The following is a 14,600-nucleotide window of genomic DNA, read 5'->3' as shown; positions in this document are numbered from 1 at the left end:
GCCGCACTACTCGGCGATGATGGTCGCGCGCCAGCTCACCATCGTCCCCGGGTCGAGGCTGTAAAAATCAACCCAGCCGAGGTGGCGCCGCGCGCGTGCACCCATGTTCGCGAGCCCCGAGCGGCGCGTGATACTGGGATCGATGCCGCGCCCGTTGTCGCTCACGTTCACCTGGATGACCGTATCCACGCCCTCTTTGAAGAGCGTGATGCTCACGGAGACCGCGCTCGCGTGTGCGTGGCGCGCAACGTTCGCCAGGCACTCCTTCACGACCGCGACAACATCCTCCTTAAGTTCGCCCTCGATCGCGTCGAGCTCGGCGACCGGTGCCTGAAGGTGCAGCGACGGCACAAAGCCGAGGCCTGCGATCGCGAGCCCGCACTCGTGGCGAAGCCGCTGAGAGAGCGTCACCTCGACTGTCTCATTCCGCAGCGACTGGACGATCCCGCGGATTTCCGCGATCGAACGCTCGATGCCCGCGACAGAATCCTTAAGGCTCGTCGCGACCGGCCCTTCGTCTGAGTATTCAGGAAAACGCGAGGCTTGCGACATCACGGTCTCGAGCTGCATGCCCACACCGAAAAGCTCTTGGATGGCGAGGTCGTGAAGGTCGCGGGCGATGCGGTTTCGCTCGTTATTGAGGTCATCCTCGATGGCGCTGCGCCCCGTTGACCCATTGAGCGCGAACGAAAAGAGAGAGGCGAGCGAAGCGGCGCTCACGTTCTCGGCGTCGGTAAAAGCTGCGGTGGCGTCGGAGTCCTCATCCGCGAACCGAACGGCGATGAGTAATCCGCGCCTCGCGGCGCCCGCATCGATCGGAAACGCCACGAGTGCGCTCGTCGATCCCTCGGGAGCCGGGAGGTCCTCGTCGGCAAGAGCGCGCGTGAGGTCACCCCACGTGAGAGTCGCGAGTGCCTCCTGTGAGTCGTGATCGAGTACGAAAGGCAAGGGCGCCGAATCGGCCGTTTCCGACGAGTGAGAGACGGACGCTCCGAGTAGTTCAGCTTGAAACCGCCCCCGAACAAGCTCGCACACCCACGTCGAATCGTTCAGGGGGAGAAGCACGAGGAGCGAATCGGGCGAAAGAATCTCGAACGTGGAATCGGCCAAGAGGTCGAGGACATCGTCGGGGTCCTCGGCATTGAGTACCGCCGCTGTCAGCTCACTGATTCTTGTGGCGTTCGACATGGGTGCTCCCTTCGTGAGTCGTGTGGGCGTCGAGGTCGAGCACCGCCGCTCCCGATTCCTTGAAGCGCTGATCGTGCGTAATCACGATGACGGTCGCATCGGCCGCGAAGAACGCGCCCGGGGTGAGAATACCGTCCATGAGCTCGGCCGCCAGGTCAAGGTTGAGGTGTTCGGTAGGTTCATCGAGGATCGTCACCGGGGCGCCGTGTGCGATCGCGCGAGCGAGAAGAAGCCTTCGCCGCTCGCCACCGGAGACGTCCTCGCCGCCACTGCCAAGGATTGTGTCGAGCCCCGAAGCGAGCCCCGATACCCATCCGCCGAGGCCCGCGAGGTCGAGGGCGTGATGGATTTCTGCGTCGGTGAGATCGCCGCGCACGACACGAATATTCTCGCGAAGGCTCGTCGCAAACACGTGCGCGTCCTCGGCGTAAAACGACACACGTGAGGCGAGCGCGGCCGGAGAGAACGACGTGAGGGGAGTATCGCCATACACAACTTGCCCGCTCAGCGGGGTGAGAAGCCCCGCAAGGGTCAGGCCGAGCGTCGACTTTCCACGACCCGAAGCGCCATACACGAGCGTGCGACTTCCCGGGGTAAAGCTCAGTTCAAGCCCGTGTGCGAGCGGATGCTCGGCACTCCAGCCCGTCGTCAGTCCAGATGCACTCAGGACGGCGGGGGCGGGGCGTTCAGTGCGCGCGGGCGCGGGCGTGTCTTCGGCAGAAGTGGGGCCGACGGCTCGGCGGCCTTCGATCGCCGACTGCGCGTCTTCTGTCGCAGCGCGCAGAGCGTCGCGCACGCTCGAGCCTGCCCGAGTGTCGAACGCTGAGGCGATCGGGGTGTTGCCCGGATCGAGTTCGTGGAGGCGTTCAGCGGCGACAATCGACCGTGCGCGCTGACTGGCTGCTTGCGGGAGAACAGATGCCGCTTCAAAGCTCGACAACGGGGCGAGAATGATGACGCCGATGATGCCCGCCGTGTGGCCCATGAGGCCGCCAAGCAACCCCGTGGTGTCGAGGTTGTAGACGGCGCCCGCGGCGAGAATCGAGCCGAGAAGCGCGGGGATCATAGCGATCTGGGTGCTACTGCGCGCGAAAGCCGAGGGCACGGCCGCTTTGTCGAGGGCCGCATCAAACTGTTCCTGGGCGGCCTCTAGGTCGGCGAGGGTGCTGTTCCATTGCCCCTTGACGCGAAGGACATCAGCGTTGTCGAGGGCAAAAAGCGAGAGCGTATTGAGGCGAGAGCGGGCCTCGACGAGTTCGCGCTCCGCAAAGAGCGCCGCCTTGAAGGCGAAGAACGGGGCGATGATCGTCGCGAAGGCGAGGCCAACGAGCATGGCGAGTGCCGCAATCGGTGAGAATGGGGCGATGGTCGCAAGGATCGCGACTGCCATGACGAGCGCGACGAGGGCTGGTACCACGGCACGAATGACATCGTTCGCCATGTCTTCGGCGTCATCGCCGATACGCGCGAGTAGATCGCCGCGCCTGAGGCGCCCCGCGAGGGCGGAGGGAGCGCTCGCAAGCCCCGCGTACATGTTGGTACGCAGGCGCGCGACGCCGGTGAGGGCGGCATCGTGCGTGAGCAGGCGCTCGAAATACCGAAAGGCGCCGCGGGAGATGCCAAGAGCACGCACGGACACGACGGCAACGGAAAGATCGAGAACTGGCGGCATCGTCCACGACTTCGTAATGAGGTAGCCCGACACAACCGCGAGGGCAAAGGCGCTCGCGAGTGTCGCTGCACCTGCGGCGACCGCTGATGTGAGCTGGCGCGGGCCGATCTCCATGAGCTCATGCATGCGCGAAAGGGCGCGCGACGATATTTTCACGGGACGGACACCTCCGCGGCACGCACATCGATCACCTGGTCGGCGACATCGAGGAGAGCCTGCCTATGGGCGGTCACGAGGACGCTCGAGCCCTGTTCGCGCAGCGTCTCGAGCAGGCGAACGATCATCGCCTCGCTCGCCCCGTCAAGGTGCGAAGTGGGTTCGTCAAGAATGACGAGCGGTTTCGCCTCGAGGAGGGCGGTTGTGAGGGCGACGCGCTGGCGCTGACCGACGGAAAGCCCGGTCCCACCGCGGCCAAGTTCGACGTCCCAGCCGTGAACATCCGCGACGTGTGTGTCGAGACCGGTCGCACGTGACGCCCTCGCAATGAGGGCGCGTGCCTCTTCGGTTCCCGGGGCAATTCCCGCGGGAAGAGACTCGTGGAGGATCTCGCGCAGGGTGCCAGGGCCCACGACGGGGCGCTGAGGCAGCCATGCGATCTGCGCCCAGAGGCTTTCTCGATCGATCTCACTGAGGGCAATGCTGTTTCCCTCCTCGGTGCGAAGCAGCACGCTGCCCGTGGTCGGCGTGAGGAGCCCGAGGATGGCGGCGATCGTCGTCGATTTTCCCTCGCCACTCGCGCCGCGAAGGGCAGTAATCTGGCCGGGTGTGATGACGGCAGTGAGGTGGGCAGGCGCGAGACGGTCGCGCCCCGCAACGCTCAGATCACGCAGGACAATGCTCGTGCGCGATAGCGAGGGGGCAGCAGGGCGGGTGGCGTTGTCACCGGTTTCCACTTTGCCCGCCGCTGCGGGGGCATTGAGGATCTCGAAGGCGGCGTCGACAGCAGCGAGGCCATCCGTCGAGGCGTGAAACTGCTGGCCCACGAGGCGCAAGGGGAGATACACCTCGGCGGCAAGAACGAGCACGGCGATTGCCGGGAAAAGCTCCATTGCGCCGCCCACGAGGCGCAAACCAATGGAGACGGCGATGAGCGCAACGCCGAGAGTAGCGATGAGTTCGAGGGCAAAACTCGAAAGGAATGCCCACGCAAGCGTCGTCATTGCGGACTTCTTGTGTCGCGCGCCGAGGTCCGCGACGATGCGCTCGGATCCCTGTGCGCGGCCGAGCGCACGTAGCGTCGGGAGGCCTTCGACCAGATCGAGAGTCTCGGCCCACAGCGTGCGCATGGTCGCGAGAGAGCGGGCCGAGGAGCCTTCAGTCATTTTCCCGATGAGGATCATGAAGATGGGGATGAGCGGAAGGGCGATACACGCGACGATCGCACTGGTGAGATCCCATAGCGCGATCGCGGTAAGTGCGAGTGGGGTGACCGTCGCCGAAAGTGCAAGCTGCGGGACGTACCCCGTGAGATAGGGGCGGAGGTTTTCGAGCCCCGCGGTGGCGAGTGCGGCTGTCGAGGCGGCTTCGCCGGTGCGTCCGCGCGGGCCGAGACGCGCGTTCGTCTCGACGACGGCCCGCCTCAGTTCCCCGATCGTTTCGGTCGCTGCACGGTGGCCCGTGGCTTGCGTGTACCACACGGCGCTCGCACGAATCACAAGCGCGATCGCGAGCACGATGAGTGGGAAGGGGTTGTCGTGCGGCCATGTTCGGTTGGCGAGGAGATCCGCGCCGAGCGAGGCGACGCACCATGCGGTCGTGATTGCGCAAACAGCCTCCACGAGGCCCAAGACAACCGTGCGGATCACGTGCGCGCGAGCGCTGTGAACGTGACGGAGGAGTCTCGGATCAAGTGGAGGCTGTCGCTTTGCCAAAGGTGCTTTAGCTTTCCGTGTCGAAGGCTTCGCGGCAGCCCTCTTTCGCCTTTCGCGCGAGGTTCGCCGCGTGGGCGGCCGGGAAACCCTCGCCCGTAACGCGAGCGCGGAAGACCCAGTAGGCCCAAGCCTGGTAGGCGAGAACGATCGGGAGCAAAATGACGGTCGCGATCGTCATGACCCGAAGAGTGTACTCGGTGCTCGAGGCGTTCATGACGGTCAGCGAGAGAGCCGGATCATTGGCGGCGGGGAGCACGTTCGGGAAGATCGCGCCGAAGGCCATGATCGTGGCGAAGCCGATAGCGACCGACGTCGAGGCAAATGCGAGGCCCTCGCGCCCTGCGCGGTTGAGTACGAACGCCCCGATAAGGGCGAGCGCTGCGATGACGAGCGGGATCCACGTCCAGGCGTTGTTCGAGTAGGCGAGCTGGGCCCACAGGACCCACGCTGCCGCTGCGACGATGGTCGGGATGGCGATGACGCCCGCGAGCTTGTTTGCGTCGTCTCGGACCTCGCCCGTGGTGCGAAGCGCGAGGAACAGCGTGCCGTGCAGCCAGAAGAGGAGCACGAACACCACACCTGCGAGAAGCGCGAACGGGTTCAGGAGATCAAAGAGCGAATCAGTGACGACGCTCTTGCCGCCGGCATTCGCCTCCATGTTGACGCCACGCACGATGTTGCCCACGGCCACGCCCCAAATGAGCGCGGGCACGAGGCCACCGATGAAGTGGCAGATGTCCCACGCGAACTTCCACGACGCGCTCTCAACCTTATTGCGGTACTTGAACGCGCAGACGCGAACGATGAGGGCCACGAGAATGATGATGAGCGCGAGGTAGAAGCCCGAGAACATCGTCGCGTACCATTCCGGGAACGCGGCAAACAGCGCGCCACCACCCACGAGGATCCACACCTCGTTGGCGTCCCACACGGGGCCGATGGTCGTGATGATCTGATTCTTCCGCTTCTCCTCGCCCTTGCCGAGCGCGAAGACGTTCATGCCCACGCCGAAGTCGAAGCCCTCGAGAATGAAGTAGCCGAGGAACAGCACTGCGACGAGAATGAACCACAGGGTCTGTAGGAACGTTGCTTCCATGATTGTCTACTCCTTTCTCTCAGTAGCCGAAGCTGATGGTCGGGGTATCGATCTCAGCGGGAGCTGCACTCTCCTTCACGGAGAGCGAGCGCGGAGCCTTGATGTCCTTGCGGGCCTGGTTGCGCATGAGGTAGTACCACACGACCGCAAGCACGCCGTACAGAAGCGTGAAGACCACGAGCGAAACGATTACCTGCCAGCCTTCGTGGCCTGAGACGCCCTGCATCGTGAGCAGCCGTACGAGCGGGTCGCCGGTGGGTGACGGTGCGACGATCCACGGCTGACGGCCCATCTCGGTGAAGATCCAGCCGAAGGCGTTGGCGATGAACGGCATGGGGATCGCAAACAGGGCAAAGCGCGCGAACCAGGTCGAGCCCGAGGTGCGTGCCTTCTCGCCCTTGCCACGCGTGACCCAGAAGGCCCAGACGGCGAGAATGCCGGAGAAGATCGCGAAGCCGATCATGAGACGGAAGGACCAGTAGGTGACGAAAAGGTTCGGGCGGTAGTCGACGTCGACGGTCTTGCCGCTCGCATCGACGGCCGTGGCACCGAACTTTTCTTTGTATTCAGCGTTGAGCTCAGTCACGCCCTTGAGCGTTGCGTTCGGGTCATTCGTCGCGAGGATCGAGGTCACGTACGGGATTTCGATGATGTGCGAGATGTCGGTGCAGTCCTGAGAGAACGCGCGGGGACCCGCGACCGAGAGGATCGAGAAGCTCGCGCCCGTTTCGGTGTGGCACAGGGCCTCCGCCGAGGCCATCTTCATGGGCTGCTGCTCGAACATGAGCTTGCCCTGGAAGTCGCCGGATGCCAGGAGACCGACGGCGGACAGCACCATGACGAGGACTCCGAAGCGGGTTGCCGGACGCCATACGTTCTTCGCGAGATGGCCGGCAGCGGCCTGTTCCTCGCCCGAGAGGGTCTGGTCCTCGGCGCGCTTGTGGTTTTTCACCATGTGCCATGCGGCAATGCCGGTGACAAAGCAGCCGGCCACGAGCCATGCGCCAGCAATCACGTGAGGGAAGGCCGCGAGGGTCGTGACGTTCGTCAGGAGCGCGAAAATGCCGCCCTGCGCAGGGTCGAGCTCCGCACGGCCGGTTTCAGGGTTGAACACGGCAGCGACGGGGTGCTGCATGAACGAGTTCGCGGCAATGATGAAGTACGCCGAAAGAGTCGTGCCAATCGCCACCATCCAGATCGTGAGGAGGTGCAGACCCTTCGGGAGGCGGTTCCAGCCGAAGATCCACAGGCCGAGGAAGGTTGATTCCATGAAGAAGGCGGCGAGGCCTTCGAGCGCGAGCGGCGCTCCGAAGATGTCGCCCATGAAGCGGGAGTACTCAGACCAGTTCATGCCGAACTGGAACTCCTGGACGATACCGGTTGCGATACCGATGCCGAAGTTCACGATGAGCATTGAGCCAAAGAATTTCGTGATGCGCGTCCACGAATCGGCCTTCACGGGGTCTTTTGCGCGTACAGCGATCGTTTGCATGATCGCGACAAGCAGTGAAAGACCGATCGTGAGCGGCACGAAAATGAAGTGGTAGACGGTCGTGATGCCGAACTGCCACCGCGCGAGATCGAGCGCGTCCATGGGCGTCCTTTTCTAGAGAGGGACAGGGTGGTTCACCCTCAGGTTAGAAACCTCGAGGGTGCATGGTCGGGACCTTGGGCCCGATTTTGCTGATTGCCATTCTACGCCCCTAAGGCGTTTCTGGCCTGCGGTTTTTGCGTGTCGCCCCCATTGTTTTATGCAATGGGCGCCTCGCGAAAAGGACGCTGCCGCGGCTGGTGCGCCGCTGGTTGCGGGGTTATTGCTGCGCCGCGCCGCCGTTCGAGAGGCGTCCGACGGCTGCCTACCTGCGAGCGATTCGTGTCATCGTGTGCGATACTTGGCAGTGATGTTTGCGCCGACGCATCCGGCGTAAAGGATCCCCCGCTATCCGGTTGTCGCTCCGGCCACGCTTTGGCCGTGACGCAAGGCTTCGGGTGTCGCAGCGCTCGTGAAGAGCAGCGCGAAGGGGGAGGGTTAATTCGGCTTCCGCCCACGGGCGATGACATATGGCGGCTCCAGGATGCGCTGGGCCGCCCTAGAACGGAGCAGCCACATGGCTGAAGTGGGTTCCTATAACGAATCGTCGAGTAGTCAGGGCGCCTCGCGCCAGCGCCGTCGTGTCCGACGTGCCGCAGGAGCGCCCGCAGGGGCGCCCTCCGTAGCTGCGGAGCAATCGACTCCTTCCTCGAGTGCGCACACGAGCGTCGCCGCTCAAGGCAGTGCCGTCGTGAGCGACGCCAAGCCCCTCAATCTTCGTGAGCGTCGGCTCGCTGAGCGGGCTGCCAAGAAAGAGGCAGCGAAAGCAGGGAAGTCAGCAACAGGCATTCCCGCGAGCGAAGCTGCAAGGACTCATTCAGCTGAGCCGACTGACCAAGGCTCAGCCGTGAAAAAAGGTCGTGCGTCTGCAGCCGTCGATGAGGGGCGTACGGACCATGCCAAAGGGGCGCCGAGCGAGGTATCCGAACCCGCACGCGACACGGACACGCGAGAATCCGACAGTCGAGAAGAGGGCTCCTTCGGGGCTCACGACATTTCGCGTGATCTCAAGGCCCTCGCCGACTCTCGTCAGAGCGTCGAGGTAGCCGAAGAGTCGTCGGCCCCGGACATGCTCGGCTTTGCCTCGCTTCTCTTCCAGGCCCCCACCCCGACCTCGGAACCGAGCGTGACCGCGAGCGAGATCGACGATGACGAAGAGGCCAGCGATCTGTTCGCCGAAGCCTCCGTTGACATTACTTTTGGCGCTCCCGATCTCGAAGCCGCACGTCGTGCAGCTATCGAGCGTGCCGAGCGCGAGTCGCGCGAGGCTGCCCGCACTGAACGCAGCGCGAAGAAAAAGGGCTCCGATTCGGACTCCGCGAGCGAAGATGATGCGGAGACGGGCGCGAGCGACACCGAAAATTCCGAAGAATCCGACGGTGAAGGCACGCAGCGAAGCTCGCGCCGACGTCGCCGCCGTGGCGGACGCGGCCGTCGCGGTCGCGGAAGCAAGAGTGAGGACGACTCGCCCCAGGGCGAGAATGGCGAAGAGGAGCCCAAGGACGTCGCCGATCGCGACTCGTCGACCGATGCGGATGACAGCGATGACGAGGGCGGCACGTCGAGCCGTCGCCGGCGGCGCCGCCGCCGCACGGGCAGCTCAGGCGGCTCTGATGAGCCCCACCCCGACGACCCGCCGAACACCGTCGTCAAGGTTCGCGAGGCGCGGGACGAAGTCAAGGCTGTCAAGGGTTCGACTCGCCTGGAAGCGAAGAAGCAGCGCCGTCGCGAGGGCCGCGAGTCCGGGCGTAGGCGCCACTCGATTACCGAGTCGGAGTTCCTCGCTCGCCGCGAGTCCGTCAAGCGCACGATGATCGTGCGCGAACGACCGGGCCGAACCCAGATCGTGGTGCTCGAGGACAACATCCTCGTCGAGCACTACGTGGCGCAGAAGTCGCACACGTCGATGGTGGGCAACGTCTACCTCGGTAAGGTCCAAAACGTTCTCCCGTCGATGGAAGCTGCCTTCGTTGATATCGGTCGCGGTCGCAACGCCGTGCTCTACGCGGGCGAGGTCAATTGGGATGCCGCTGGCCTCGAGGGGCAGCCGCGCCGCATCGAATCCGCTCTCAAGGCGGGCGATCCCGTGCTGGTCCAGGTGACGAAGGATCCAATTGGCCACAAGGGCGCGCGCCTAACGAGCCAGATCTCTCTGCCTGGTCGCTACCTCGTTTATGTCCCGGGTGGATCGATGACCGGCATCAGCCGGAAGCTTCCCGACAAGGAGCGTGCGCGCCTCAAGAAGATCCTCAAGTCGATCGTTCCCGCGGAAGCGGGCGTTATCGTGCGCACCGCGGCTGAAGGCGCGAGCGAAGACGAACTCAAGCGTGACGTCGAGCGACTCCAGAAGCAGTGGGAGAAGATCGAAAAAGCGAGCGCCAAGGGCAAGAACGCCCCGACCGCGCTCTCAACCGAACCGGATCTCGCGATCAAGGTTGTGCGCGACATCTTCAATGAAGATTTCACGTCGCTCATCGTCGAAGGCGAAAGCGTCTACAGGGAGCTGCACGAATACATTAGCGAGGTCGCCCCCGATCTTCTCGAGCGCGTCACGAAACACGTGGGGGAGAAGGATTCCTTCGCGAAATACCGCGTGGATGAGCAGCTCATGAAGGCGATGGACCGCAAGGTCTACCTGCCCTCCGGCGGTTCGCTCGTCATCGATCGCACCGAGGCCATGACCGTCGTTGACGTCAACACGGGCAAGTTCACGGGAACTGGCGGTTCGCTCGAAGAAACCGTGACCCGTAACAACCTCGAGGCGGCCGAGGAGATCGTTCGCCAACTTCGACTTCGCGACATCGGCGGCATTATCGTGGTGGACTTCATCGATATGGTCCTCGAAGCTAACCGCGATCTTGTGCTGCGCCGCATGATCGAGTGCCTTTCGCGTGACCGCACCAAGCATCAGGTCGCGGAAGTCACGAGCCTTGGACTCGTGCAGATGACCCGCAAGCGCGTGGGCGCGGGCCTCGTTGAAACGTTCTCGACCATGTGCGAGGCCTGCAATGGGCGTGGCATTCAAATCGATCTCGACGGCCAGCATCATCACGAGCCGCCCGCCTTCGACGATGAGCCCAAGAAGTCGCGCAGGCGCTCCAAGAAGTCGCGCAACTCAGACGGCGATTCGAATAAGTCGGCGAAGCGAGAGTCAAAGGGGCAGTCCGCCGAGGAGAAAGCCGCCTCGGCGAAAGACGCCGTGCAGGATCTCGTCGATTCAAAGAATGCTTCGGACGTTCACAGGCTTGAAGACAACGAGGCTTCGCGTGCCCTCGCGCGCGCAACGATTGCCTCGATTGCCGCTGCGAGCACCGGTCATTCGGCCCCCGAGGTGACTGTTGACGGTCAGGTCATCGCGCCGGCTGAGGGCAGCGAACCCGTTGAATCAGCGGAGCCGCCCACGACTTCTGAGGCCCCCGCGGGTGCCTCCACTGAGACCGAGGACACTGCCGTGGGTCACAGCGGGGACGCGCAGGTCGAGTGACGTGATGAGTTCCACAGGATTGTCGAGCGTTTTCGCAGGTCGCGATGCCTGCAACGGTTGATTCTGGGGAATGCATTTCGTAAGCTATACGTCGGTGCATTTCGTGCCGTAGACTTTTCCTTCCCGCAGCGGTTCTCGCGGTCGCGCTTTCGGCAGTGACCGTGAAGCCCCGACCGGTGGCCCGCGCGGTTTGAGGGAAAACACCCAGCATAATTGTCAGCAACGAGAAAAGAGCAGTGACGTGGTGTACGCAATCGTCCGCGCAGGCGGTCGTCAGGAGAAGGTGTCGGTTGGTGACACCATCGTGATCAACCGCGTGGCCGGCGAGGCGGGCGACACCGTAGAGTTCGCTCCCGTCCTCCTGGTTGACGGTGACAAGGTGACCTCCGCGAAGGAAGACCTCGAGAAGGTCACCGTGACCGCTGAGAAGATCGAAGACTTCCGCGGTTCCAAGGTTCGCATCCTCAAGTTTAAGAACAAGACCGGCTACACGAAGCGCCAGGGCCACCGTCAGGAACTGACTCGGCTCAAGGTCACGAAGATCGCCTGAGCGATCTCAAATATCGAGAGAAGGTACTGACTCATGGCATCAAAGAAGGGCGTTAGCTCCTCGAAGAACGGCCGCGACTCGAACGCTCAGCGCCTCGGCGTGAAGCGCTTTGCGGGCCAGGAAGTTGGCGCGGGCGAGATCATCGTTCGCCAGCGCGGCACCCGCTTCCACCCGGGCCAGGGCGTTGGCCGTGGCGGCGACGACACGCTTTTCGCTCTCACCGAGGGCGTCGTCGAGTTCGCGCGTAAGCGCGACCGTAACGTGGTGAACGTGGTGGCCTCGGTCTGAGGCTGGCCCACTTTCACAGGTGAGGCGGGGAAGTGCCCAGCGGGGCCCTTCCCCGCCTCACGTTTAACCTCCCTGCACTCCAGAGCGGATCAGCTTAGGCTGGTGCCAAGAGCGCTCTTCGCGCATCCGCTCGCGTCGAAAGGCCACCATGGCAACCTTCATTGACCGCGCTGTTCTCCACATCACCGGCGGTGATGGTGGCAATGGCTGCGCCTCGATCAAGCGTGAAAAGTTCAAGCCTCTCGCGGGGCCCGACGGCGCCAACGGAGGCGACGGCGGCAACGTCATCCTCGAGGTCTCGCGCAATGTCACGACGCTCATGGACTTTCACCACCTCCCTCACCGTCGCGCCGAGTCGGGCGGATTTGGGAAGGGAGACTTCCGCGAGGGGACGAAAGGCGCGGATCTCGTGCTCCAGGTCCCCGAAGGTACCGTCGTGCGCGACAAGGAAGGAAACTTCCTCGCGGACCTCGTCGGCGAAGGTACGCGGTTCGTTGCGGCGCGTGGCGGTAAGGGCGGCCTCGGAAACGCAGCCCTCGCGAGTTCGAAGCGCAAGGCGCCCGGCTTTGCTCTCCTAGGCGAACCAGGTGAGGAACGTTCCCTCGTTCTCGAGATGAAGTCCATCGCCGACGTCGCCCTCGTGGGCTTCCCGAGCGCGGGTAAAAGTTCGCTCATTGCCGCGATGAGTGCGGCGCGCCCGAAGATTGCGGATTACCCGTTCACGACTCTCACCCCGAATCTCGGGGTGGTTGAGCAAGAGCAGTTCCGCTTCACGATGGCTGACGTTCCCGGGCTCATCCCCGGCGCGTCCGAAGGCAAGGGGCTCGGCCTCGACTTTCTTCGGCATATCGAGCGTTGTCACGTGATCGTCCACGTGCTCGACGCCGCGACGATGGAAGCGGAGCGCAATCCGGTCCACGATCTCGAGCTCATCGAAAACGAGCTGCGTACGTACGCTGAACGGCTCGATTCTGAGTCGAGTCGGCTTGGCCTCCCGCCCCTCATGGAGCGCCCGACGGTCATCGTGCTCAACAAAGTTGATATGCCGGACGGCTCAGACATGGCCGACATGGTGCGCGAAGAGCTCAAGGAGCGTGGTGTTCCCGTTCTCGAAGTGTCCGCCCTGACCCGCGCGGGTCTTCGCGAGCTTGCGCTGACCCTCGGAGCCCTCGTGGAGCGCCAGCGCCTCGAAAATCCCGACCCCGAGCGCGACGAGCGCCCCACGATCGCGATTACCCCCGAGGACCAGGATTCGGGTGGGTTTACGATCACCCCGGAGGAGTTCGAGGGGCAGCGCGTGTACCGCATCCGCGGTGACAAACCCGAGCGATGGGTGCGTCAGACGGCCTTCGCAAATGACGAGGCTGTGGGGTACCTCGCCGACCGTCTCAATCGCCTCGGTATCGAGGACGAACTCTTCAAAAAGGGCGCGAAGGCCGGAGACACGGTCGTGATCGGCCCAGGAGACGACGCGGTGGTGTTTGATTGGGAGCCGACCATGGTCACAGGTGCGGAATTCCTCGGCCAGCGCGGTACAGACATGCGGCTCGAGGAGCGTACCCGCCCGACGCGTCAGGAAAAGCGCGAGGTGCGCCGCGTGCGTGTAAAGGAACGCATGGACCGCATCAGTGCAATGGAGGCGGAACGTCAAGCAGGGCACTGGTCCGATCCTTCGAAAGACGACTGATGACGCGAATCGACAAGGTACGTATCGGGCACGGTGTTCACGACCCCGCACGGCTCGATACGCGGGCCTCTCTCACGCGCGCACAGCGCATCGTGGTGAAAATCGGTTCGAGTTCGCTCACGCTTCCAAGCGGTGACCTCAACCGCAACGCGATTTGGGCACTGGCTTCGAGCGTGTCGCGCCTCGTTCACGAGGGGCGCGAGGTCGTCATTGTCAGCTCGGGCGCGATCGCCGCGGCGCTTCGCCCGATGGGGTTTAACGCGCGACCCGAGTCGATCACCGATAGCCAGGCGCTCGCTTCGGTCGGGCAAGGCATGCTCATTCGTGAATGGTCGCAGGCCTTCGGCATGAGCAACGTGCTCGTGGGGCAGGTGTTGCTCACCGAGGACGACATGGTTCACCCCGAGAAATATAGGAACGTGCGGGCATCGCTCAACGCACTGCTCGCCGCAGGGGCGGTCCCCATCGTCAATGAGAACGACACGGTCGCCACTCGCGAGATCCACTTCGGCGACAACGACCGCCTCGCGAGCCTCGTCGCGCAAGTGACGGGAGCCGACCTCCTCGTTCTTCTCACCGATGTCGATGGCCTTTTCACACGCCCGCCTAAGGAACCCGAGGCCGAGAGGATCGCCTGTGTGAAAGATGCGGCGAAACTCGAAGGGGTCGAAATCGGCTCACGCGGGTCGACCGTCGGAACCGGTGGGATGGTGACGAAGCTTTCCGCCGCGCATGACGCCACCATTACGGGAACCGCGTGCGTTCTCACACTTCCCGCGAGATTCGATGCCGTTCTCTCAGGCGAGGATTTCGGCACGTTCTTTCCGGCGCGCACCACGGGTCGCCGGCGGTCTCGACTCATGTGGCTCATGTACGCGAGCCGCGGGGAGGGCACCCTGGTGCTCGACGAGGGCGCGGTACACGCGGTTGTCGAGCAGAGGCGTTCGCTTCTTCCCGTGGGAATCACGCGCGTAGAGGGCACGTTCGCGGCCGGATCTCCCGTGGACATCGCTGACAGCTCGGGGCGGGTACGGGCACGCGGGCTCACGTATTTTTCTTCCGACGCTATCTCGCGCATCATGGGGCTCACATCGGAAGAGATTGCCGCGCGCGAAAGCGAGATCGGGGTGCACACGGTTGTGCACAGGGACGATCTCGTGCTGCTGAAATAGA

General features: G+C 63.8%; 10 protein-coding genes. 5 read left to right on the top strand and 5 right to left on the bottom strand.

All coding sequences use genetic code 11. The features are described from left to right. Nucleotides 1-6: 6 nt before the first annotated feature. Genes HMPREF1484_RS09040 through HMPREF1484_RS09020 form a run of 5 tightly spaced genes read right to left on the bottom strand, consistent with a single transcriptional unit; the run spans nucleotide 7 to nucleotide 7,421 of the window. Nucleotides 7-1,188, bottom strand: coding sequence for a sensor histidine kinase (locus HMPREF1484_RS09040; RefSeq protein ID WP_016664733.1), 1,182 nt, complete (start codon nucleotides 1,186-1,188; stop codon nucleotides 7-9). Then, nucleotides 1,163-3,016 (bottom strand): thiol reductant ABC exporter subunit CydC, encoded by a 1,854-nt coding sequence (gene cydC / locus HMPREF1484_RS09035; protein WP_016664732.1) that lies wholly within the window; start codon nucleotides 3,014-3,016, stop codon nucleotides 1,163-1,165. The genes HMPREF1484_RS09040 and cydC overlap by 26 nt, the downstream gene beginning before the upstream one ends. Further along, nucleotides 3,013-4,731 (bottom strand): thiol reductant ABC exporter subunit CydD, encoded by a 1,719-nt coding sequence (cydD, locus tag HMPREF1484_RS09030; RefSeq protein WP_147594914.1) that lies wholly within the window; start codon nucleotides 4,729-4,731, stop codon nucleotides 3,013-3,015. Before cydD ends, cydC begins: the two co-directional genes overlap by 4 nt. A 7-nt stretch (nucleotides 4,732-4,738) precedes the next feature. After that, nucleotides 4,739-5,827 carry a cytochrome d ubiquinol oxidase subunit II gene (gene cydB / locus HMPREF1484_RS09025; RefSeq protein ID WP_016664730.1) on the bottom strand — a complete coding sequence of 363 codons (1,089 nt, stop codon included), beginning with the start codon at nucleotides 5,825-5,827 and terminating at the stop codon, nucleotides 4,739-4,741. Nucleotides 5,828-5,846: 19 nt separating this feature from the next. After that, nucleotides 5,847-7,421, bottom strand: a complete 1,575-nt coding sequence (locus HMPREF1484_RS09020; RefSeq protein WP_016664729.1) for a cytochrome ubiquinol oxidase subunit I — start codon at nucleotides 7,419-7,421, stop codon at nucleotides 5,847-5,849. Nucleotides 7,422-7,935: 514 nt separating this feature from the next. Here HMPREF1484_RS09020 and HMPREF1484_RS09015 point away from each other — a divergent pair. The 5 genes from HMPREF1484_RS09015 to proB all read left to right on the top strand — a co-directional run bounded on the left by HMPREF1484_RS09015 (nucleotide 7,936) and on the right by proB (nucleotide 14,599). Then, nucleotides 7,936-10,902, top strand: coding sequence for an Rne/Rng family ribonuclease (locus HMPREF1484_RS09015; RefSeq protein ID WP_016664728.1), 2,967 nt, complete (start codon nucleotides 7,936-7,938; stop codon nucleotides 10,900-10,902). Between the two features lie 241 nt (nucleotides 10,903-11,143). Further along, nucleotides 11,144-11,452 carry a 50S ribosomal protein L21 gene (rplU, locus tag HMPREF1484_RS09010; protein ID WP_016664727.1) on the top strand — a complete coding sequence of 103 codons (309 nt, stop codon included), beginning with the start codon at nucleotides 11,144-11,146 and terminating at the stop codon, nucleotides 11,450-11,452. 33 nt (nucleotides 11,453-11,485) lie between these two features. Beyond that, nucleotides 11,486-11,740, top strand: a complete 255-nt coding sequence (gene rpmA, locus HMPREF1484_RS09005; RefSeq protein WP_016664726.1) for a 50S ribosomal protein L27 — start codon at nucleotides 11,486-11,488, stop codon at nucleotides 11,738-11,740. 148 nt (nucleotides 11,741-11,888) lie between these two features. Further along, a complete protein-coding gene (gene obgE / locus HMPREF1484_RS09000; RefSeq protein ID WP_016664725.1) occupies nucleotides 11,889-13,427 on the top strand; it encodes a GTPase ObgE in 1,539 nt (512 codons plus the stop codon). Next, the gene (gene proB / locus HMPREF1484_RS08995; protein ID WP_016664724.1) at nucleotides 13,427-14,599 is read left to right on the top strand and encodes a glutamate 5-kinase; all 1,173 of its coding nucleotides are present in this window, start codon (nucleotides 13,427-13,429) and stop codon (nucleotides 14,597-14,599) included. Before obgE ends, proB begins: the two co-directional genes overlap by 1 nt. Nucleotide 14,600: the final 1 nt, after the last annotated feature.

It is taken from the genome of Dermabacter sp. HFH0086, assembly GCF_000413375.1.
Lineage (GTDB): Bacteria > Actinomycetota > Actinomycetes > Actinomycetales > Dermabacteraceae > Dermabacter > Dermabacter hominis.
Note: the sequence above shows the minus strand (reverse complement) of the source record. Positions and strands in the feature narration are given on the sequence as shown.

Bases quoted from the DNA above. Each gene is read 5' to 3' on its own strand.
- cydB (WP_016664730.1), bottom strand. From the start codon at position 5,827: ATGGAAGCAACGTTCCTACAGACCCTGTGGTTCATTCTCGTCGCAGTG.
- HMPREF1484_RS09015 (WP_016664728.1), top strand. From the start codon at position 7,936: ATGGCTGAAGTGGGTTCCTATAACGAATCGTCGAGTAGTCAGGGCGCC.
- proB (WP_016664724.1), top strand. From the start codon at position 13,427: ATGACGCGAATCGACAAGGTACGTATCGGGCACGGTGTTCACGACCCC.
- obgE (WP_016664725.1), top strand. From the start codon at position 11,889: ATGGCAACCTTCATTGACCGCGCTGTTCTCCACATCACCGGCGGTGAT.
- HMPREF1484_RS09020 (WP_016664729.1), bottom strand. From the start codon at position 7,421: ATGGACGCGCTCGATCTCGCGCGGTGGCAGTTCGGCATCACGACCGTC.
- HMPREF1484_RS09040 (WP_016664733.1), bottom strand. From the start codon at position 1,188: ATGTCGAACGCCACAAGAATCAGTGAGCTGACAGCGGCGGTACTCAAT.
- rpmA (WP_016664726.1), top strand. From the start codon at position 11,486: ATGGCATCAAAGAAGGGCGTTAGCTCCTCGAAGAACGGCCGCGACTCG.